18 protein-coding genes are annotated in these 20,098 nt (G+C 70.4%); 6 read left to right on the top strand and 12 right to left on the bottom strand.

Features of this window, described 5'->3' with window-relative positions; genetic code table 11:
- Nucleotides 1-10: 10 nt before the first annotated feature.
- From TAE01_RS17550 to TAE01_RS17540, 3 genes are read right to left on the bottom strand one after another with little or no spacing between them, the layout of a single operon-like run.
- Complete coding sequence (locus TAE01_RS17550; RefSeq protein WP_246111431.1) at nt 11-1,774, bottom strand: ABC transporter substrate-binding protein; 1,764 nt, start codon at nt 1,772-1,774, stop codon at nt 11-13.
- A 28-nt stretch (nt 1,775-1,802) separates the two neighbouring features.
- On the bottom strand, nt 1,803-3,701 hold the full coding sequence (typA, locus tag TAE01_RS17545; protein WP_147068105.1) for a translational GTPase TypA: 1,899 nt from the start codon (nt 3,699-3,701) through the stop codon (nt 1,803-1,805).
- A gap of 55 nt (nt 3,702-3,756) precedes the next feature.
- Nucleotides 3,757-4,236, bottom strand: a complete 480-nt coding sequence (locus TAE01_RS17540; RefSeq protein WP_147068104.1) for a (deoxy)nucleoside triphosphate pyrophosphohydrolase — start codon at nt 4,234-4,236, stop codon at nt 3,757-3,759.
- Between the two features lie 96 nt (nt 4,237-4,332).
- On the opposite strand from TAE01_RS17540, the gene TAE01_RS17535 reads away from it, so the two are divergent.
- The 3 genes from TAE01_RS17535 (at nt 4,333) to TAE01_RS17525 (ending at nt 7,300) form a co-directional block, all read left to right on the top strand.
- Entirely contained in the window at nt 4,333-4,641 is a 309-nt protein-coding gene (locus tag TAE01_RS17535) for a 4a-hydroxytetrahydrobiopterin dehydratase (protein ID WP_147068103.1), read from the top strand.
- Between the two features lie 161 nt (nt 4,642-4,802).
- A complete protein-coding gene (locus TAE01_RS17530; protein WP_222594175.1) occupies nt 4,803-6,290 on the top strand; it encodes a hemolysin family protein in 1,488 nt (495 codons plus the stop codon).
- On the top strand, nt 6,287-7,300 hold the full coding sequence (locus TAE01_RS17525) for a hemolysin family protein (RefSeq protein WP_147068102.1): 1,014 nt from the start codon (nt 6,287-6,289) through the stop codon (nt 7,298-7,300). The genes TAE01_RS17530 and TAE01_RS17525 overlap by 4 nt, the downstream gene beginning before the upstream one ends.
- Nucleotides 7,301-7,358: 58 nt before the next feature.
- Here TAE01_RS17525 and TAE01_RS17520 read toward each other — a convergent pair whose 3' ends face one another.
- The 5 genes from TAE01_RS17520 to TAE01_RS17500 all read right to left on the bottom strand — a co-directional run bounded on the left by TAE01_RS17520 (nt 7,359) and on the right by TAE01_RS17500 (nt 13,521).
- Nucleotides 7,359-8,396 (bottom strand): ABC transporter ATP-binding protein, encoded by a 1,038-nt coding sequence (locus TAE01_RS17520; protein ID WP_246111430.1) that lies wholly within the window; start codon nt 8,394-8,396, stop codon nt 7,359-7,361.
- On the bottom strand, nt 8,393-9,445 hold the full coding sequence (locus tag TAE01_RS17515; protein WP_147068101.1) for an ABC transporter ATP-binding protein: 1,053 nt from the start codon (nt 9,443-9,445) through the stop codon (nt 8,393-8,395). Before TAE01_RS17515 ends, TAE01_RS17520 begins: the two co-directional genes overlap by 4 nt.
- A gap of 39 nt (nt 9,446-9,484) precedes the next feature.
- Entirely contained in the window at nt 9,485-10,501 is a 1,017-nt protein-coding gene (locus TAE01_RS17510; RefSeq protein WP_147068100.1) for an ABC transporter permease, read from the bottom strand.
- A gap of 159 nt (nt 10,502-10,660) precedes the next feature.
- Nucleotides 10,661-12,394, bottom strand: coding sequence for an ABC transporter substrate-binding protein (locus TAE01_RS17505; protein ID WP_147068099.1), 1,734 nt, complete (start codon nt 12,392-12,394; stop codon nt 10,661-10,663).
- A gap of 110 nt (nt 12,395-12,504) precedes the next feature.
- Entirely contained in the window at nt 12,505-13,521 is a 1,017-nt protein-coding gene (locus TAE01_RS17500) for an ABC transporter permease (RefSeq protein WP_246111429.1), read from the bottom strand.
- 299 nt (nt 13,522-13,820) lie between these two features.
- Between TAE01_RS17500 and TAE01_RS17495 the strand changes: the two genes are divergently transcribed.
- Nucleotides 13,821-14,543, top strand: coding sequence for a DsbA family oxidoreductase (locus TAE01_RS17495; protein ID WP_147068098.1), 723 nt, complete (start codon nt 13,821-13,823; stop codon nt 14,541-14,543).
- Between the two features lie 24 nt (nt 14,544-14,567).
- Here TAE01_RS17495 and TAE01_RS17490 read toward each other — a convergent pair whose 3' ends face one another.
- Nucleotides 14,568-15,251 carry a winged helix-turn-helix transcriptional regulator gene (locus TAE01_RS17490; RefSeq protein ID WP_147068097.1) on the bottom strand — a complete coding sequence of 228 codons (684 nt, stop codon included), beginning with the start codon at nt 15,249-15,251 and terminating at the stop codon, nt 14,568-14,570.
- A 187-nt stretch (nt 15,252-15,438) separates the two neighbouring features.
- Here TAE01_RS17490 and TAE01_RS17485 point away from each other — a divergent pair, with 187 nt between their 5' ends.
- Nucleotides 15,439-16,281, top strand: a complete 843-nt coding sequence (locus TAE01_RS17485; protein WP_147068096.1) for a class I SAM-dependent methyltransferase — start codon at nt 15,439-15,441, stop codon at nt 16,279-16,281.
- Between the two features lie 93 nt (nt 16,282-16,374).
- Here the strand turns inward: TAE01_RS17485 and TAE01_RS17480 are convergent, their stop codons facing one another.
- Together TAE01_RS17480 and TAE01_RS17475 are read right to left on the bottom strand one after the other, a co-directional pair.
- On the bottom strand, nt 16,375-17,232 hold the full coding sequence (locus TAE01_RS17480; protein ID WP_147068095.1) for a hypothetical protein: 858 nt from the start codon (nt 17,230-17,232) through the stop codon (nt 16,375-16,377).
- Between the two features lie 6 nt (nt 17,233-17,238).
- Nucleotides 17,239-17,838: a hypothetical protein gene (locus TAE01_RS17475; RefSeq protein WP_147068094.1), complete on the bottom strand. Its 600-nt coding sequence runs from the start codon at nt 17,836-17,838 to the stop codon at nt 17,239-17,241.
- A gap of 112 nt (nt 17,839-17,950) precedes the next feature.
- Between TAE01_RS17475 and TAE01_RS17470 the strand changes: the two genes are divergently transcribed.
- Complete coding sequence (locus tag TAE01_RS17470) at nt 17,951-18,715, top strand: DUF5995 family protein (RefSeq protein ID WP_147068093.1); 765 nt, start codon at nt 17,951-17,953, stop codon at nt 18,713-18,715.
- Nucleotides 18,716-18,890: 175 nt separating this feature from the next.
- Here TAE01_RS17470 and TAE01_RS17465 read toward each other — a convergent pair whose 3' ends face one another.
- A complete protein-coding gene (locus TAE01_RS17465) occupies nt 18,891-20,042 on the bottom strand; it encodes an ROK family transcriptional regulator (protein WP_147068092.1) in 1,152 nt (383 codons plus the stop codon).
- Nucleotides 20,043-20,098: the final 56 nt, after the last annotated feature.

The following is a 20,098-nucleotide window of genomic DNA, read 5'->3' as shown; positions in this document are numbered from 1 at the left end:
GTGACCGGCGTCAACGGACGGCCACCGTGGCGAGATCGACGATCCCGCCGACCGCGTGGTCCTCGTAGAAGCGGACCCCGGACCCGTGCAGGTAGAGCGCCTTGGTCGCGGAGAGCGCGATGTAGCCGCCCTCGTCGCGCAGCTGCTGGTCGGCCTGATCCCACACCTTTTCGCGGGTCCGCGGGTCGGGCGTCACGTCGGCCTTGTCGATGAGGGCGTTGACGGTGGGGCTGTTGAAGTAGCCGACGTCCTGGCCGGGACCGGACGAGTCGATGTTGATGCGCGAGTCGAACAGGGCGGGGATGACGCCGCCGGCGGAGGGCCAGTCGGGTGTCCACACTCCCCGGAAGACGTCGAAGGAGGAGACCGACGACGGCTTCTCGATGGTCTCGTAGTACTTCTCGGCCGGCACGCCCGTGAGCTGCACCTGGAAACCGGCGCGCTCCCAGCCGGCGGCCAGCGCCGCGTAGGCCTTGTCGCCGAGCACGGACCGGGCGTAGACGACGCGCAATGGCACGGGCAGCTTCACCCCGGCCTGCTGGAGGATCCGGCGCGCGCCCTCGGGGTCGCCCTCGACACCCGTCCCGGCGGGCGGGTCGATCGACTGGGGGTCGACGGTCGGCGAGAGGATCGACCACGTGGGCGTGCCGGCGCCCTCGCCGCCGGTCGCGGTGACGTAGGTCGCCCGGTTCGTCGAGAGGGCCAGGGCCTTGCGGACGGCCGGGTTGGACATGACCGTGCTGCGCATGTTGAGGGCGAGGTAGTCGACGTTGCCCGTGTAGGGGAAGGTCAGCCGGGCCTGCAGGCCCGTGCCGGCCTGGTTGCGCAGGGTGGGGCTGGCCTGGACCCACGAGACGGCATACGCGTCCTCGTCCTGCTGGTTGAGCAGCCGCTGGATGACGGTCTGCTCCCCGAGGCCCGAGGTGACGCGGATCTCGTCGGGGTAGGCCCGGCGGATCGGGTCGGTGCGCGGGTCCCAGTGCTCGTTGCGGACGAAGGTGCCGCCCTGCCCCTCCACCCACGGCCCCTGGAGCCGGTAGGGGCCACTCGACATGACGGCATACGACGCCGTGCTGCCCTTGGTGTCCGCGGAGGCCTTGCGCGGCGCGAACTCCGGCAGGGCCACGATGTGCGGGAAGTCGGGCTCGGAGTCACGCAGCCGGAACGTGATCGTCGATCCCTTGCACGACACGGCCCGGTCGAAGTCGGCCTCGTGGGCGGTGTCGCCGGGCCCGCCGTACACGGGCTTCTCGAGGCCCTCGGGGGTCACCTGCGTCGGCATGTCGAGCAGGAAGCTCGCGTAGTTCGTCCCGTTGATGTGGGTGCGCCGGTCGAAGGTGCGCGCGACGCCGTGCCGCACGTCGTCGCACGTGATCGGCGAGCCGTCCTGCCACGTGACGCCCGGGCGGAGCGTGAAGGCCCAGGTGCGGGCCCCGTCGCTCGGGGTGCCGGTGTCGGTGGCGAGGTCGGCCTGGATGTCACGCTGGTGATCCCCCGTGCCGTATGCCGTGAGGCCGCGGGCGAAGGTGCGCTGGGCGAAGAACGCATCCGGGCCGACGTACATCAGCTGCGGGTCCCACGTGGCGATCGTCCCCGAGACGAGCACCTGCAGGGCGCCGCCCCGCTGGGGCTGCCCCGTCGAACCCGACGGGGCAGATCCCAGCGCAGCCTGCGTGCTCGCGGGCTCGCTCGAGCCCGTGCACGCCGCGGCGGCGGCTGCCAGCAGGGCAGCCCCGACCCCGGCGGCGACAGACCTTCTCAGCCCACGCACCACGTCGCGACCTCCGACCGGCACCGGTCGGTCAGCCTTCGGCCTTCGCCGCCGAACGCGCGCGGGACGCCGTTCGCGCGCGCTCGCCGGCGTCGAGGACGACCTTGCGGATGCGGACGGACTCGGGCGTCACCTCGACGCACTCGTCCTCGCGGCAGAACTCGAGGCTCTGCTCGAGGCTGAGCTTGCGCGGCGGCACGATCTTCTCGAAGTTGTCCGAGGAGGAGGCGCGCACGTTGGTGAGCTTCTTCTCCTTGGTGATGTTGACGTCCATGTCGTCGGCGCGCGAGTTCTCGCCGACGATCATGCCCTCGTAGACCTCGGTCGTCGGGTCGACGAAGAGCGTGCCGCGCTCCTGGAGGTTGACCATGGCGTAGGAGGTGACGACCCCCTTGCGGTCGGAGACGAGCGAGCCGCTCGTGCGGGTCGTGATGGCCCCGAACCACGGCTCGTAGTCCTCGAAGACGTGGTGGGCGATGCCGGTTCCGCGCGTCTCGGTGAGGAACTCGGTGCGGAAGCCGATGAGGCCACGGCTGGGCACGAGGAACTCCATGCGGATCCAGCCGGTGCCGTGGTTGGTCATCTGCTCCATGCGGCCCTTGCGGGCGGCCATGATCTGCGTGATCGCGCCGAGGAACTCCTCGGGGGTGTCGATGGTGAGGCGCTCGACGGGCTCGTGGACCTTGCCGTCGACCTCGCGCGTGACGACCTGGGGCTTGCCCACCGTCAGCTCGTAGCCCTCGCGGCGCATCTGCTCGACGAGGATCGCGAGCGCCAGCTCGCCACGGCCCTGGACCTCCCAGGCGTCCGGTCGCTCGGTGTTGAGGATGCGCAGCGACACGTTGCCGATGAGCTCCTTGTCGAGGCGGTCCTTGACCATGCGGGCCGTGACCTTCGAGCCGCGCACCTGGCCGACCATCGGGCTCGTGTTGGTGCCGATCGTCATCGAGATGGCCGGCTCGTCGACCGTGATGAGCGGCAGCGGGATGGGGTTCTCGGGGTCGGCGAGGGTCTCGCCGATGGTGATGTCGGGGATGCCGGCGACGGCGATGATGTCGCCGGGGCGGGCCTCCTCGGCGGGCTTGCGCTCGAGCGCCTCGGTCATGAGCAGCTCGGTGATCTTGACCCGCTGCTGCGTGCCGTCGTGACGGCACCACATGACCTGCTGGCCCTTCTTGATCGTGCCGTTGAAGACACGGAGCAGGGCGAGACGGCCGAGGAAGTTGGAGGCGTCGAGGTTGGTGACGTGGGCCTGCAGGGGCGCCTCGTCGTCGTAGGTCGGCGCGGGGATGGTCTCGAGGATGGTCTCGAAGAGGGCCTCGAGGTCCTCGCCGTCCGGGAGGCCACCGTTGTCGGGGCGCTCGGTCGAGGCGCGGCCGGCCTTGGCCGAGGCGTAGACGATGGGGAAGTCGATCTGCTCCTCGGTGGCGTCGAGGTCCATGAACAGCTCGTAGGCCTCGTCGACGACCTCGGCGATGCGCGAGTCGGGACGGTCGACCTTGTTGATGCAGAGGATGACCGGCATCTTCGCGGCGAGCGCCTTGCGCAGCACGAAGCGGGTCTGGGGCAGCGGGCCCTCGGACGCGTCGACGAGCAGGACGACGCCGTCGACCATCGACAGGCCGCGCTCGACCTCACCACCGAAGTCGGCGTGGCCGGGGGTGTCGATGATGTTGATGGTGACGCCGTCGGTCAGGCCCCGGTCCTGGGCGGCCTTGCCCGTGTAGTGCACCGCGGTGTTCTTCGCGAGGATCGTGATGCCCTTCTCGCGCTCGAGGTCACCGGAGTCCATCGCGCGCTCGTCGACGTGCTGGTGCTCGCCGAACGCGCCGGACTGCCAGAGCATCTTGTCGACGAGGGTGGTCTTGCCGTGGTCGACGTGGGCGACGATGGCGACGTTGCGGATGTCCGCGCGGGTCTTCATGGGCATGAGGAACAGTCTCTCAGGGTTTGGAGGGTGGTTCGGACCACGTCGTCGTGGGGCGTCAGGCGGAGGGTTCGGGGTCGTGCGCCGGGGCCTGTCGGCGCCTCAGCGTGGCCTCGAGGGTCTCGACGATGGGCAGGTCCGCGGGCAGCCACCCGACGGATCCGAGCTCCTCGAGCCCGAGCCACCGCAGCTCGTCGTGGTCCTCGAGGGGCTCCGGCGTGCCCTCGACGACCTCGGCCAGCCACACCAGCATCTCGTACCGGTCGCCGAGCGGCCACGTGGAGCCGGGTCTCGGCCCCGGCACGTGCGCGCCGAGGCGCACACGGACGCCGAGCTCCTCGAGCAGCTCACGGTGCAGGGCGACGAGCGGGGACTCCCCGTCGTCGACCTTGCCGCCGGGCAGCTCCCACCCGCCGGCGAGCGCCGACGGCTCGGTGCGCCGGGCCGACAGCAGACGGGTCGGGCGCTCGAGGTCGTCGACGAGGGCCGCCCCGACGACGAGGCGCACCGGGTGCGAGGTGGAGGCTGGACTGCTCATGGCGCCACCGATGGTGCCACAGGCGGGTCACCGTCGGGTGACGGCGGAGCGTCGGGTCGGTGCCGCGCGAGCACGTCGGGGCGTTTACTGGGTTGCATGACACGACGACTGACCGACGAGGAGATCGAGCGCCAGCTCGGCGACCTGCCCGACTGGACGCGTGACGGGGACACGCTGCGGGCCTCCTTCGAGGCTCCGGCGTTCCTCACGGGGATCGCGCTCGTGCAGGAGGTCGCGGCCGCGGCCGAGACGATGGACCACCACCCCGACATCGACATCCGCTGGCGCACGGTCGCGTTCGCGCTCTCGACGCACTCCGAGGGCGGCCTGACCCAGCTCGACGTCGAGCTGGCGCACCAGATCAGCCAGGAGGCCACGCGCGCGGGCGCCGTCGCCACCACCTGAGGTCGCGCGGACCGGTCGGTCGCGGCCGTAACTTAGGATTGCCTCATGCGATCCCACTCACGCTCCGACTCGCGCGCCGAGTCCCGGGAGGGCCATAGTCCCTGGCCGGACCCGGTCCGGCCACCCCTGACGCACCACTCGCTCACCCGGGTGGTGATCGCATGAGCACCACCATGGGCATCGCCCTGGGCATCGTCCTGATCCTCGCCCTGACGGCGGCGACCGGCTACTTCGTGGCCCAGGAGTTCGCCTACGTCGCCGTCGACCGCAACGCGCTGCGGCAGCTGGCCGCCGACGGCGACGCCCCGGCCGAGCGCGCCCTGCGCGTCACCTCGCAGCTGTCGTTCACCCTCTCGGCCGCCCAGTTCGGCATCACCGTGACCGCCCTGCTCGTCGGCTACGTCTCCGAGCCTCTCGTCGGGGCCGGCATCGCCGAGCTGCTCGACCCCTCGATGTCCTATGCCGCGCGCCTCAGCCTGTCGGTCACCGCGGTCCTCGTGTTCTCGACCGTCGTCCAGATGGTCTTCGGCGAGCTGGCCCCCAAGAACCTCGCCATCGCGCGCACGGTGCCCCTCGCCCGGTCGCTCAGCCGCTCGACCCTCGTCTACCTCACGGTCGCCGGGCCGGTCGTCCGTCTCTTCGACCGCGCGTCGACGACGCTGCTGCGCACGGTGGGCATCGAGCCGGTCGAGGAGCTCGAGCAGGGCGCCACGGCCGAGGACCTGACCCGCATCATCGACGAGTCCCACGCGGGTGGCCTCCTCGACGACGACCTGTCCGACGTGCTCGAGGGAGGCCTGCGCTTCCGCGAGCTCGATGCCGACGACGTGATGACGCCGCGCGTGCGCGTGACGACGATCCACGCCGACGCGACGGTGTCCGACCTCGTCGGCCTGCTCGACAGCGGCTGGTCGCGCTTCCCCGTCACCGGCCGCGACGGCGACGACATCGTCGGGGTCGCCGGCATCGCCGAGGTGCTCGCCACCGCGCCCGAGCGCCGCGCGACGACGCGCGTCGGGACCGTCGTGTCCGATGCCACGGTCGTGCCGACGAGCGCCCCGCTCCCCCGCGTCCTGGAGCAGATCCGCGCCGACCACCGCCAGCTCGCCGTCGTCGTCGACGAGCACGGGGGCTTCGCGGGCATCGTCACCTTCGAGGACATCGCCGAGGAGGTCGTCGGGGAGATCCTCGACGAGGACGACGCGCCGGAGCCCGGTGTCGTCGAGACCGCGCCCGACACGTGGCGCGTGCCCGGCCACCTGCGCCTCGACGAGATCGACACCGCCACCGACCTGCGTCTCGCGAGCACCGACGAGTACTCCACGATCAGCGGTCTCATCCTCGAGGACCTGGGGCACACGGCCGTCGTCGGCGACGAGGTGCTGCTCGAGGCACGCCGGGAGACCTCGGTGGAGCGTCACGACACCGAGTCCGCCCCGGGCGCAGACCAACCCGTCGACGCGCGTGACGAGGAGCACGAGGCCGAGAGCCGACACCTGTCGGTGTCGGTGCGCCTGACCGTCGAAGCCGTCGAACGGCACGTGCCGTCGTCGGTGCGCATCGAGGTGCTCGACCTCCTGTCCGACCTCGAGTCGCTCGACTCCCGGTCCCACCCGAACGACGACCACACGACGGAGGCCGGTCGATGACCACCGCCCTGCTCATCTCCCTCCTGCTCCTCGTCCTCAACGCGTTCTTCGTCGCGGCCGAGTTCGCCCTCGTCGCCAGCAAGCGGCACCGGCTCGAGGTCCTCGCCGAGCGCGGCAGCGTCGCGGCCCGGGCCGCGGTCCGCGGCAGCCGGGAGCTCTCGCTCATGCTGGCCGGCGCCCAGCTCGGCATCACGCTGTGCACCCTCGGGCTCGGCTCGCTCGCCAAGCCGGCCGTCGCCGAGCTGCTCACCCCGGTGTTCACGTTCGTCCGTGTCCCCCACGCGGCGGCATACGTCGTCTCGGTCGTCCTGGCGGTCGGGATCGTCGTCTTCCTGCACATGGTCGTCGGCGAGATGGCGCCCAAGTCGTGGGCCATCGCCCACCCCGAGCGGTCCGCGGTCCTGCTGGCCCTGCCCTTCCGCGGGTTCGCCTGGGTCATGCGGCCGGCGCTCAGCCTGCTCAACGCCATGGCCAACGGCTGCCTGCGCCTTGTCGGGGTCACCCCCCAGGACGAGCTGGGTCAGGTCCACGGGCCCAAGGAGCTCCAGCTGCTCATCGCCAGCTCCAAGGACCACGGCATGCTCGCCGAACCCGAGCACCGGGTGCTCGCCGGCGCCATCGACCTCGACACCACGCCGCTGCGCGACGTCGTCGTGCCTCGCGAGCAGTTCGTCGCGGTGAGCACGACCGTCTCGTGCGCCGAGGCCGAGGCCGTCTCCCGCGAGACGGGCCGGTCGCGGCTCGTCGTCCTCGAGGGTGAGCTCCCCGTCGGCGTCGCACACGTGCGCGACATCGTGCGGGCAGCGCCGGGCCAGCCCGTCACGACGGTCACGACCCCGGCGGTGCACGTCGACGCCGAGCTCTCGCTGCTCGACGCCGTCTCGGCCATGCGGGCCCAGCACGCGCAGCTCGTCCTCGTCGACGGCCCGACCGGTCCGGTCGGGCTCGTCACGATGGAGGACCTGCTGGAGCGTGTCCTGGGCCAGTTCGACGACGAGACGGACGGCTGAGCCGCCGCGCCCCGTCGGGCTGGATCACGTCGATCTCGACTCGGTCTGGAGACTCGGGCTAGATCACGTCGATCTTGGCGGCTCCGGCGAAGTGGCAGGCCACCTCGTGGTTGCCGATCTTCTGCACGAGGGGGATCTCGGTCGTGCAGCGCTTGCGCTCCGTCTCGCTCAGCTCCTCACGGAACCGCGGGCAGCGGGTGTGGAAGACGCACCCCGACGGCGGGTTGATCGGCGAGGGCAGGTCACCCTTGAGCAGGATGCGCTCGCGCTTGTTCTCCTTGCGCGGGTCCGGGATCGGCACGGCCGACAGGAGGGCCTGCGTGTAGGGGTGCAGCGGGTTCGCGTAGAGCTCGTCGCGGTCGGCGACCTCCATGAACTTGCCGAGGTACATCACCGCCACCCGGTCGCTGATGTGGCGGATGACCGAGAGGTCGTGCGCCACGAAGACGTAGGTCAGGTCGTACTCGGTCTGGAGGTCCTCCAGCAGGTTGACGACCTGCGCCTGGATCGACACGTCGAGAGCCGACACGGGCTCGTCGCAGACGATGAGCTTGGGACGCAGAGCGACGGCCCGGGCGATGCCGATGCGCTGGCGCTGGCCACCCGAGAACTCGTGCGGGTAGCGGTTGTAGTGCTCCGGGTTGAGCCCCACGCGCTCCATGAGGCTCTGCACCTCGGCCTTGACGCCGCCGTCCGGGGTGATCCCCTGGATGTCGAACGGTGCGGCGACGATGGTGCCGATGGTCTGCCGCGGGTTGAGCGAGCCGTAGGGGTCCTGGAAGACCATCTGCATCTCGGTGCGCAGCTTGCGCAGGTCGGCGCCGTGGACGCCGGTGATGTCGCGGCCGTTGTAGTGGATGCTGCCGCCCGTCGGCTCGAGCAGCTGCAGCATGGTGCGGCCGGCCGTGGACTTGCCACAGCCGGACTCGCCCACGAGACCGAGGGTCTCGCCGCGGTTGACCGAGAACGAGATGCCGTCGACGGCCTTCACCGGGTCGGAGGCCCGGCGGATGATGCCCGAGGTGCGCGTCGGGAAGTGCTTCTGGAGGTCCTTGACCTCGAGGATCACGTCGGACTCAGGGTGGGTGGTGGTCACGATGAGGGCGTCCTAATCTCCGTGTCAAAGATCGCCTTGCGCTTCGGTGCCGGGATGAGGCACCGGACAGGGTGCCAGTCCTGCACGTCGAACTCGGGAACGATGGTCGAACAACCGAGGTTCTCGTCGTCGCGGTAGGCGCAGCGGGTGTGGAAAGCGCAGCCGGAAGGGGGGCTGATGAGCGACGGGGGGTTGCCCGGGATCGGCCGGAGCCGATCGAGGCGCTCGCGGTCGATGCGCGGCATCGACTGGAGCAGGCCCCAGGTGTACGGGTGCTCGGGCGAGTAGAAGGTCTGGTCGGCCGTGCCGCCCTCGACCGCCTTGCCGCCGTACATGACCATGATCTTGTCGGCCATCTCGGCCACGACCCCGAGGTCGTGGGTGATGATGATGATCGCCGCGTTGATGTCCTTCTGCAGGTCGATCAGCAGGTCGAGGATCTGCGCCTGCACGGTGACGTCGAGGGCCGTCGTCGGCTCGTCGGCGATGACGAGCCGCGGGCTGTTGACGAGCGCCATGGCGATCATCGCGCGCTGGCGCATGCCGCCCGAGAACTCGTGCGGGTACTGGTCGATGCGCTTCTGCGGGTTGGGGATGCCGACCCGCTCGAGCATGTCGATGACGTGCGCACGCACCGCGGCCTTCGAGGCGGACCCGTGGTGCACCTTGTAGGCCTCGATGATCTGGTTGCCCACCGTGTAGTACGGGTGCAGCGCCGAGAGCGGGTCCTGGAAGATCATCGCGATGTCGCGCCCGCGCATGACCCGCAGCTCTTCGTCCTCGAGCTTGAGCAGGTTCTTGCCGTCGAAGTCGATGCTTCCCTCGACCTTGGCTCGCGTCCCCCGGTGCAGGCCCATGATGGCCTGGCTCGTCACGGACTTGCCCGATCCGGACTCGCCCACGATGCCGAGCGTCTCACCGGCGTTGAGGTCGAAGGTCAGACCGTTGACGGCCTTGACGAGCCCGTCCTCGGTCGGGAAGGTCACCTTGAGGTCGCGAACGGAGAGCAGTGCGTCGCTCGTCCCCTCCGTGGGCACCCACGTGCTCATGCGTTGTCCAATCCTTGATGGTGCAGCGGCCGGGCCGGGTCAGCTGTACTTGACGCGCGGGTCGATGACCGCGTAGAGCACGTCGACCACGATGTTGGCGGTGATGACGAACGTCGCGGCCACGAGCACGATGCCGACCGTGACCGGGAGGTCGTAGGTCGTGGCCGCCATGACGGCGGTGCGTCCCAGTCCGTCGTAGTTGAAGACCTGCTCGGTGATGATGGTGCCACCGAGCAGACCGCCGAGGTCCAGGCCTGCGACGGTGGCGATCGGGGTCAGGGCGCCGCGGAGCGTGTGCTTGAAGAGGATCCGCCCCGACGTCAGGCCCTTGGCCTGCGCCGTGCGCAGGTAGTCCTCGCCCTTGACCTCGAGGACGAACGCGCGCGTCAGTCTGATGTAGCCGGCGATGTAGACGAGGGCGAGGGTCAGGGCAGGCAGGAAGAGTCCCTGGAGCCACAACCCGACGCCGCCGTCGGCGATGGAGGTGTAGGCCGGCACGGGGACGATGCCCCACTTGAGCGCCAGGAAGACGTAGAGCCCCAGGCCGATGAAGAACGTCGGGAAGGCATAGAACACGAGGGCGCTGCCGACGATGGCGCGGTCGACGATCGACCCCTTGCGCAACGCGGCGACGATGCCGAGTCCGACGCCGGCGATCATCCACATGATGAAGGCCGCGATGGCGAGCGAGGCCGAGACCGGCAGCTTCTCGACGATGATGTCGCGCACGGGTCGGCTCGACTGCGGGGAGTAGCCCAGGCACGGGGCCGGGCAGTCGGCGATGGTCTCGGGCGCGGACTTCTTCAGCGCCGGGTCCTTGGGGAACTCGCTGCCGACGAAGATGCCCTTGGTGAAGTCGACCCAGTAGGACAGGACCGGCTGGTCGTAGCCGAGCGCCTTGCGGTTCTGCTCGAGCAGCTGCGGGGTGCAGTTCTTGCCGCACGTGTAGCGGGCCGGGTCGGCAGGACTGGCGAAGAACAGCAGCATCGTGACGAGCGACATGGCGAGGATCATGACCATGCCTGCAGCCACTCTGCGGACGATGTACGCGAACATGTGCGAAGTCGCCCCTGGAGGGGGCCCGTCCTTCCGGTAGTGGGAGTGGGGTCGGGGGTGGTTGACGGCCGAGCATCGGAGGGTGGGGGGCGGACGTTGCCGCCCCCCACCCGGTACGTCAGGTCATCTCAGGACCGACGTACCGAACCGAGCCGGGACTTACTTGTTGACGCTGATGACGCCGAGGTCCGGGAACTGGCTGACTGCCGGGTTCTGGTTGTAGTTGCCGACACCAGAACCGTGGAGGAAGTAGAAGTTCTGGATGTAGTTCGGGATGTAGGCAACGTCCTTGCCGAGGAAGGCGTCGAGCTCCTGCCACTTGGCGTTCGCTGCGTCCGCGGTCGGGGCCGCAGCGGCCTCGTCCATGATCTTCTCGGCGTCGGGGTTCTTGTAGTTGCCGTAGTCCTGGCCGTTGGACTTGCCGGTCAGGTTGATCCGCGAGTCGAACAGGGCCGGCAGCACCGTGAAGATGGACGGGTAGTCAGCACCCCAGCCACCCTCGGTGACGTCGAACGAGTTGTTGGACGGGTTCTGGATCACGTCGTAGTACGTGTCGGTCAGGGGCGCCAGCTTCACGGAGAAGCCGGCCTTGTCCCAACCGGACTTCAGGGCCGCCGCAGCGTTGTCGCTGGTCGGCGTGCCGCCCTGGTAGGTGTACGTGATCGGGTACGGCATCGCGACACCGGCCTCCTGGAGGAGCTTCTTCGCTGCCACCGGGTCACCCGACGGGGGCATGCTGGAGAAGGCCGGGTTCTCCTTGTAGCCGGGCAGGTCCGGGGCGACGAGGCTCTTGGCGAGCGTCGCGGCCTTGGCACCACCGAGGGCGTTGATGTAGCCCGCACGGTCGGTCGACATGGCGAGAGCCTGGCGGACCTTGAGGTTCTTCATCTTGTTGAAGTTCGGCAGGATGTAGAACGTGTACGGCGAGGGGACGTTGGTCGCACGCTTCGCGACGTCACCGGTGATCTGGTTGTAGAAGGCCGGCGGGATCGAGCGGTCCGTGATGGCGTACTTGTCGTTGCCACCGTCGGCGATGAGGCGCTGCGTGATGATCTCGTTGGTGAGGCCCTCGGTGAAGACGAACTTGTCAGGGTTGGCCTGGCGGTTGCCGTCGGTCTTCGGGTCGTACTGGTCGTTGCGCACGAACGTGGCGCCGGTGCCCTTCGTCCACTTGCCGCCCTCGGCCTTGTACGGGCCGTTGGAGAAGATGACGAAGTTGTTCTTGTCCCCCTGGTCCTTGTCCTGACGGAACGGGGCGGCGAAGTTCAGGCCCGCGATGGCCATGGGGAAGTCGGCCCACGGCTTCTCGAAGTTGAACGTCAGCACGTTGCCGTTGCAGGTGACGGCCTTGTCGTAGACGTCCTGGCCGGTCTTGAGGTACGGGCCCTTGTAGGCCTTGGCGACCGACGGCATGAAGTTGAGGGGGTAGATCGACGGTCCACCGGTGAGGACGTCGGTGGCGAAGTTGCGCGAGAAGCCGTACTTGAAGTCCTCACACGTGGTCGGCTTGCCGTCCTCCCACTTGACGCCGTCCTTGATCGTGAACGTCCACTTCTTGCCGCCGTCCTCGCTCTTGCCGGTGTCGGTGGCGACATCGGGGATGGGGACGATCGCGTCGGCGCCCGACTTGCCCGCCGGGAACTGAAGGAGTCCGCGGTAGACCAGTCGCTGCTGGTTGAAGATGTCGCGACCGATGTAGGTCCGCTGCGGGTCCATGTGCTCGGCCGGGCGCTTCGTGAGCATGTAGATGGTGCCGCCCTTCTGGGCACCCCCTGCTGCGTTGGACCCCGAGGTCGTGCCGCCTGTCGTGCCACCCCCGCCGCACGCGGAAACTCCGAGCACGGAGGCGACTCCGAGAGCTGCGAGGGCCGTAGTCCTCTTCCTACTGCTCATACCACTCCTTTGATGAAACGCACCGATGTGACGGCGCTCCCACCCTCGGGCGGTTGCCGAGGGCAATCTTCCATGTACCTGACCCTGCGTTGGAGCAGAGGCCCGAGGCATCATCGGTCCGCCTTCGGGTCGAGGGCGTCACGGAGGCCGTCACCGAGCAGGTTGAAGCTCAGGACGACGGTGGCGATCGCCAGACCCGGGACGAGGAAGAAGATCGGGACGCTCGAGGCGTAGTTGACCGAGTTGGCCAGGATGTTGCCGAGCGTCGGGGTGGGGGGCTTGATGCCGACCCCGAGGAACGAGAGCGCGGCCTCGGCCGACACGTAGGCCGGGAGGACCAGCGTGCCGTAGACGAGGATCGGCGCCCACAGGTTGGGCAAGAGCTCCTTGAAGTAGATCCTCCGGTTGGAGGCTCCGAGGCTCCGGGCGGCTTCGATGAACTCGCGCTCCCTCATCGACAGCACCTGGCCGCGGATGATGCGGGCGAAGGTGGGCCATCCGAAGAAGCCCAGCACGAAGACGATGTATATGCCGGTGGCGACGTTGTCGTTGGGCACCACCTTGCCGATGATGTCGATGAACATGCCCGACAGCGCGAGCAGCATGAGCGTGACCGGGAAGGCGAGCACCATGTCCGCGAGGCGCGAGATGGACCAGTCGGCCCAGTGGCCGAGGAAGCCGGAGATGAGCCCGAGCACCGTGCCGACGACGACGGCGATCAGCGTCGCGCTGATGGCGACGATGAGCGAGAACGTCAGGCCGAGCACGACCCGGGAGAGCGTGTCGCGGCCGGTGCCGGGCTCGACGCCGAGCGGGTGCGTCCACGACATGCCGCCGAAGGCGCCGCGCGGGTAGCCACCGAGAGCGGGGTCGATGAGCTCGGGGTTGAAGTCGTTGGGCTTGAGGACGCCGAGCAGGTCGAGGATCGGTGCCAGGATCGCCATGACCACGACGATCGTCGCGACCGTCAGGGCGATCATGGAGAGCCGGTCGCGCCGCAGACGGGCCCGAGCCAGCTGCCACGGGGTGCGACCCTCGATCTTCTTGGTCTCGGGCTCCTGCTCCAGGTCGAACGTCTCGTCCGTTGTCCCAGCACCGAACTCGACGTCTCGATGGATCTCGGACACGCCTTCGCCTCACTTCTCGTCGCTCATACCGATCGTCGCCGGACATGACGATCGTCACGAGCACAGCTGCGACTGCATCTCGTGACGGGGACGTTAACGCACCGGACATCTTCGCGACAGGCTCTTTCGCGGAAAGTCGGAAGTTGGACCCCGGCTGAATCCGAACCGTTACCGTCTCGCAATGTGAAACATCGTCCGGAGCGCCAGAGCGCCCCGGGACCCGGGCAGACCCCTCGCCCAGCGCTCCGCCGGGCGCCGCACGGGGGAAGCAATCCCGCGCCGCGGTGGTTGAGCGGTGCATGAAGGTCGAGATCTGGTCTGACATCGCCTGCCCCTGGTGCTACATCGGCAAACGCCGCTTCGAGACAGCCCTCGCCGCGTTCCCCCACCGCGACGACGTCGACGTGCGCTGGCGCAGCTACCAGCTCGACCCGACCCTGCCCGACCACCACGACGGCACCGAGCTCGACTACCTCGTGGAGCGCAAGGGCCTGTCCCGCGAGCAGGTCTCGCAGATGTTCGAGCAGGTCACCGCGATCGCGGCCGACGAGGACCTCTCCTACGACTTCGGGTCGGTCGTCGTCGCCAACAGCTTCGCCGGGCACGAGCTGCTGCACCTCGCCACGGCGCGAGGGGCCGGGGACCGGGTCAAGGAGGCGCTGCTCTCGGCCCACTTCGAGCACGGTGAGGACATCGGCGACCGCGAGGTCCTCGTCCGCATCGGGGTCGAGGCCGGCCTCGACGCCGACGAGATCGTCCGAGACCTCGACACGCACACGTGGCGCGACGCCGTCGTCGCCGACGTCACCGCCGCCAACTCGCTCGGCATCAGGGGCGTGCCGTTCTTCGTGCTGGACGACAAGTACGGCATCTCGGGCGCCCAGCCGACCGAGCTGTTCACGCAGGCGCTCGAGCAGGCCTGGCGCGAGTCGCACCCCCTCGTCATGGTGTCGCCGACGAACGGGACGAACGGGACGGCCGCCGACGCAGCTGCCTGCGGTCCCGACGGCTGCGCCGTCTGAAGGTCCGCCCGGGCGACCCCGGCATCACGCCGTCGCAGCGCTCCCCGCCGCCACGAACGGCGCCACCGGGCTGAGCTGCAGCACCCGCTCGAGCCTGCGGGTCACCGTCGAGGCCCCCTCGACCTGCACACGACCCGACCGCAGCGCCACGGGCAGCGGCAGCCGGCCGAGCCACACGGCATACAACGACGCCACGTCGCTGCTGATCGTCACGTCGACGGGGAAGCCCGGGTCGCTCATGCACACGGACGGCTCGCCGTGCTCGACGAGGATCCAGAAGCGGCGCGCGTCGTCGGCGAACCGCAGGTGCAGCACGTGACGGTCCCCGGGGAGCCCTGAGGTGTCCACGCGGCTGTGCATCCACCAGACGAGCAGCTGCGCGTCGAGCTCCTCGGGCCGTGGGTCGCCGAACATCCACTGCGCGCCCCACGAGGCGAGCCCGAAGACGACGGGCTCCAGCGCCCTCCCCGCGGGCGACAGCACGTAGCGGGTGCCCGAGCGCTCGACGACACCGGAGCGCTCGAGGTGGCGCAGCCGTTTGCTCAGGAGGGTGCGCGACAGGCCGGGGAGCCCGCGCGCGAGGTCGTTGAAGCGCGTCGTGCCCGTCATCATGTCGCGCAGGATGAGCAGCGACCAGCGCTCCCCCACCACGTCGAGTGCACGCGAGATCGGGCAGTACTGGCCTGCCCCCGGGTCGTGTCGTCCCATGCCCCACCTCCGGTCCGGGGCCGCAGCCTCGGGCGCTGCGGCCCACCGCCCAGTATCGGTCCCGAACGTGGACCGCGTCAGTCCACATCGAGTACTGGAGGGTGCACCCCGCCCGGCGGACGCTGGACAGGACGGCCCGGGGGGCCTCCGGGCCGCAGGGCGGCCCGTCACCGAAGGAGGGACCAGCATGACCACGCACACCCGGACGCCGGCGGCCAGCACCGCCGACACGGAGCTCAAGGCCCGCCACGTCGCCATGTGGGGGCTGGGCGACTACGCGGCCGTGGCCCGGGAGGTCATCCCGGAGCTCGGCCGCGTCCTCGTCGACACGTGCCGCGTCACGGCCGGACAGGACGTCCTCGACGTCGCCGCCGGCACGGGCAACGCCGCGATCCCCGCCGCCGCGGCCGGGGCGAACGTCGTCGCCTGCGACCTCTCGCCCGATCTGCTCGGCATCGGCCGCCGTCTTGCCGACGAGGCCGGCGTGCGCCTCGACTGGCGGCAGGCCGACGCCGAGGCGCTGCCGTTCGACGACGCGTCCTTCGACGTCGTCCTGTCGAGCGTCGGCGTCATGTTCGCGCCGCACCACCAGGTCGCTGCCGACGAGCTCGTGCGCGTCGCCCGACCGGGCGCCACCATCGGGCTCGCGAGCTGGATGCCGCAGGGTTTCATCGGGCAGATGTTCGCAGCGATGAGGCCGTATGCCGCGCCGCCGCCTCCCGGCGCCCAGCCTCCGCCGCTGTGGGGGGACGAGGCGCACGTGCGCGAGCTGCTCGGCGCTCGGGTCGAGGGACTCACGGCCGAGAAGCGCCTGCTGCCAGTGCGTTTCGAGCGCCCGAGGGACTTCCGGGACTTCTTCAAGCGCACGTACGGCCCGACGATCGTGACCTACCGCGGCATCGCGGACGAACCGGACAAGGTGGCGGCGCTCGACGCAGCTCTGGACGGTCTCGCGGCAGCCCACCAGGACTCGAACGGCCTCATGACGTGGGAGTACCTCCTCGTGACCGCCCGCCGCACGCCTGCCTGACGCCTCGAGGACCCCGCCGGGCGAGGTGATCCCGGCACCGACGCGGCGTGCGGGATCACCTCGACCCACCGGGACGGCTGCCCACCGACGGCCTCACACCGCGCCGGACGACCGCTCGGCCGACGCCATGGCGTGCCACAGCCACAGCGATGCCGCGAGGGTGGCGGCGAATCCGCTGAGGAGCAGCCAGGTCAGCGGCCGGTCCGGGTGGAGGTCACCACGCGCCCGCACCATGCCGAGCAGCATGAGCACCAGCATGACCACCTCGACCTCGACCATGAGCCTCAGCCGCACCCACCTCCGGTCGCGGAGCACGACGAGCCCTGCACTCCCCAGGCAGAAGACGGCACCGACGACACGGCACGTGAGCGGCGTCAGCTGCCAGGGCCACACCGGGATCACGACCGACGGCACGGAGAACATGACGAGCCCCTGCACCAGGGCCAGCCCGGCACCCGCCGCGATGACAGCGCGCGCGACCGGACCGATGCGGACGTCGTCGGAGCGCGGCGGGGCGGCGACCCGCTGGTTGGCCCGCCACGCCGCGAGCACGAGGAACGGCGCCGTGAAGTAGAGGGCTGCCCACAGCCAGAAGGCGACCGAACCGTGGTTGAAGCGGTCCCAGTGGATGACCGTCGCGACGCCGAGCAGCGCGGCGAAGAGCGTCACGGAGAGCAGTCCCGCGCCGACGCGGGCCCATCGGCTCTCGTGCACGACCCTCACGAAGAACCACGCCCCGCCGAGGTAGGCCGACGCGAGCACCATCGGCGTCAGCTCGGGACGGATGGTCCAGGCGAAGAGCCGGCCGGTGTCGCCGGGGAAGCCGTAGAGGATGACGAACGCCGTGAGCAGGATCGGGACGAGCACGACGGCGAGGGCCGGGGTGGTCGGAAGGATGCGGTCGTCACGCTCCCCCACCGGGAGCACGACGTGCCGGCCGGCGCGGGCCACGACGGTTCACACCCTCGACCGGCCGACGGCGTCGAGCAGGCCGGCATACGACGCGACGAGGGCGCGCCGTTCGGCGGACAGCAGCGGGTCGGTCATCGAGCAGCCGCGGCGCACCCACTCGTCGGACAGGTCCATGGCCTCGACGCGCCAGGCGGCTGCCGGGCGCACGAGGGCGGGGTCCGCGGCGTAGACGTAGGCGTAGAGGGCCACGAGCGCCGCCACGAGGTCCTCGGTCGTCACGGCGCCGTCGTGCTGGTGCTCGCGGTGCACCCGCCACCAGTCGACCTCGAGAGCCGCAGCGCGCGTCGGGTCGATGGCGAGGTGGCTGGCCCGCGCCACGAGCGCGTAGAACGTCCGCATCAGCTCGCGAGCACGCTGGGGGTCGTTGTGCGGGAAGGGAGCCCACGCCTGGTTGGCGCGCAGCACGAGCACGGCACCGCGCACCGTGTCGAGGCGGTTCATGCCGAAGCCGGCCGCGACCATGCCGACGGATGCCCGCAGGAACGCCACCCACTCGTGGCGGTAGTAGGCCACCCAGGCATCGGTCTCGCGCTGACCGACGACGACCGCGTCGAAGGTCCTCGGCCCGTCCGTGCGTGCTCTCATCCGGCCTCCTCGACCAGGAGCGCCCCCGCGCGACGGCGTCCGGATTCCCCTGACGCCGTGCGACTCTCGTTCCAGAATAGGTGCGAGGGGCGGCGTGCGTGAGGAGATCGCGATGACCGGGACCGCGGACGGACGGAGGATCGCCGACGTCATCGACCGGATGGCATCGGTCCTCGACGGGATGCCTCCGGGCCAGACCTCCCGGCGCGCGTTCCTCGCCACCTACGAGCGCACGACCCGAGCGGTCGGGGATGCCGTGGAGCGCGGATCCTTCGAGGACCCCGACTGGGTGGAGGCGTGGGACGTCGTCTTCGCCGACCTCTACCTCGATGCCCTGGAGGCCGACCTGACCGGCGACCCGGACCGGCCGGCACCGCGGCCGTGGCGACTCGCGTTCGCCGCCCCGCCCGACCTGCCGCCCTTGCGGCAGGTGCTGCTCGGCATCAACGCCCACATCAACTACGACCTGCCCCGGGCGCTTCTCGGCGTCATCAGCGACGCGGACTTCGAGGACCCCGTCCTGCTCGACCGGCGGCGGCGCGACCACGAGCGCATCGACGCCGTCCTGTCGGCTCGCGTCGCGGCCGAGGACGACGAGCTGAGCGCCCAGAGCCGCAAGAGCGCGGTCGACCGCCTGCTGACCCCGCTCAACCGGGCGGCGTCGACACGGTTCCTGCGTGAGGCGCGCGCCAAGGTGTGGCACAACACGACGGAGCTCCAGCGGGCGCGCACCACGGGGCCGGAGGCGTATGCCGTGCGCCTCGGTGAGCTGGAGGTGCTCAGCGCCGCGCGGATCGCCGACCTGCTCGCCCCGGGTCAGGTGCTGCTCAGGCTCTCGGTGGCCGGCTTCGGGGTCGTGCTGCCCCCCACGGACTGATCGACACGCGGCCCGGGTGGCGGACACAGGAGAGGCGCCACTCGCTCGGGGGTCCGAGTGGCGCCTCTTCTGACTCCTCCATCGCCCGGTGGGGCACGTGCGTTACAGCCCACCCAGATCTTTTTTCCGGCCGCGCACACAGCCCCTCCACGGGCTGAGGAGAGGCCGACTGCCCCTAGACCCGGTCCGGTCTGCGGACCGTCGCGACGACGAGCTCCCGGAGCTGCTCGAGCGCCGCCGCCCTGGCGCCCGACAGCTGGGGCTCGCGGTCGACCAGCGCGGGCACGACCGGGACCGTCCGGGGCAGGGCGGCGGACCGGCGACGCAGCTCGTCGACGAAGGCCGCCTCGCGACCCCACCCGCCACCGAGGACGACCACCTCGGGGTCGGCGAGCGCGGTGACCGCCTCGAGCACGCCCGAGACGGCGGTTGCCAGGGCCCCGAGGGTCGGGTCGCCGTCCGAGGCGTCGGCGAACCGGCTCCGGACCTGCTCGACATCCACCGCGGTCGAGCCCGGGCGTCGCAGGCCCAGCCGCGCGAAGACCTCCGTCAGCCGCACGGCCCGACCCTCAGGGCCCTCGGTCACGAGGTGGGCGATCTCCCCCGCCAGACCGGAGTGCCCGCGACGGACCTCGCCGTCGGAGACGACCGCGCACCCGAGCCCCTCGTCGAGGTAGAGGTAGACGAAGTCCGCCGACCCTCCTGCGGCTCCGGCCTGCCCGGCGGCCTGCTCGGCACGTGCGGCCCAGTTGACGTCGTTGTCGACGAGCACCGGCCCCTCGACGGCCGAGGCCAGCACCGCGCGTGGGTCGAGGTCGCCGACGAGGAAGGGCGCGTCGGGCAGGTGCACGAGGCGGCCGGTGTCGCGGTCGACGGGGTCGGCGGCGCTGACGACGCCCAGACGGAGACGTCGGCCCGAGCCCGACACGACGCGACCGAGCGCTGTCCGCAGGGCCGGCGTCACGGCATACGCACCCGCGCTCCGGTCGAGCGGGACGTCGCTCGAGGCCACGACGGTCCCGAAGGGGTCGACCGACTCGGCGGTGACGCCCTGGGGCGTGATGCTGACGACGAGGGCGGTGCCACAACCCGGCGCGAGCGCGTGGTACGAGCCGGCCCGGCCACGTCCGGTGCTCCACTCGCCCGTGTCGACGACGAGGCCGAGGTCGACGAGCCGGCGCACCCCGTCGGAGATCGTCGGCTTCGAGATCCCGGTGACGGCGGCGATCTCGGCCCGGGTCAGGCGGGGGTGGTCCATGAGCGCCCGCAGGACGTGCTCCTCGGTGAGGGACCGGAGCAGCTCGAGGCTCGGCTTGGCGGACGACATGCCGCCATCTTAGTTAGGACTCTTGCCCAATGGACGCGGGCGCGCTAGGCTCCTCT

Source organism: Terrabacter aerolatus (assembly GCF_007991735.1).
GTDB classification, from domain to species: Bacteria; Actinomycetota; Actinomycetes; order Actinomycetales; family Dermatophilaceae; genus Terrabacter; species Terrabacter aerolatus.
This window is presented reverse-complemented; position numbering and strand designations above follow the sequence as displayed.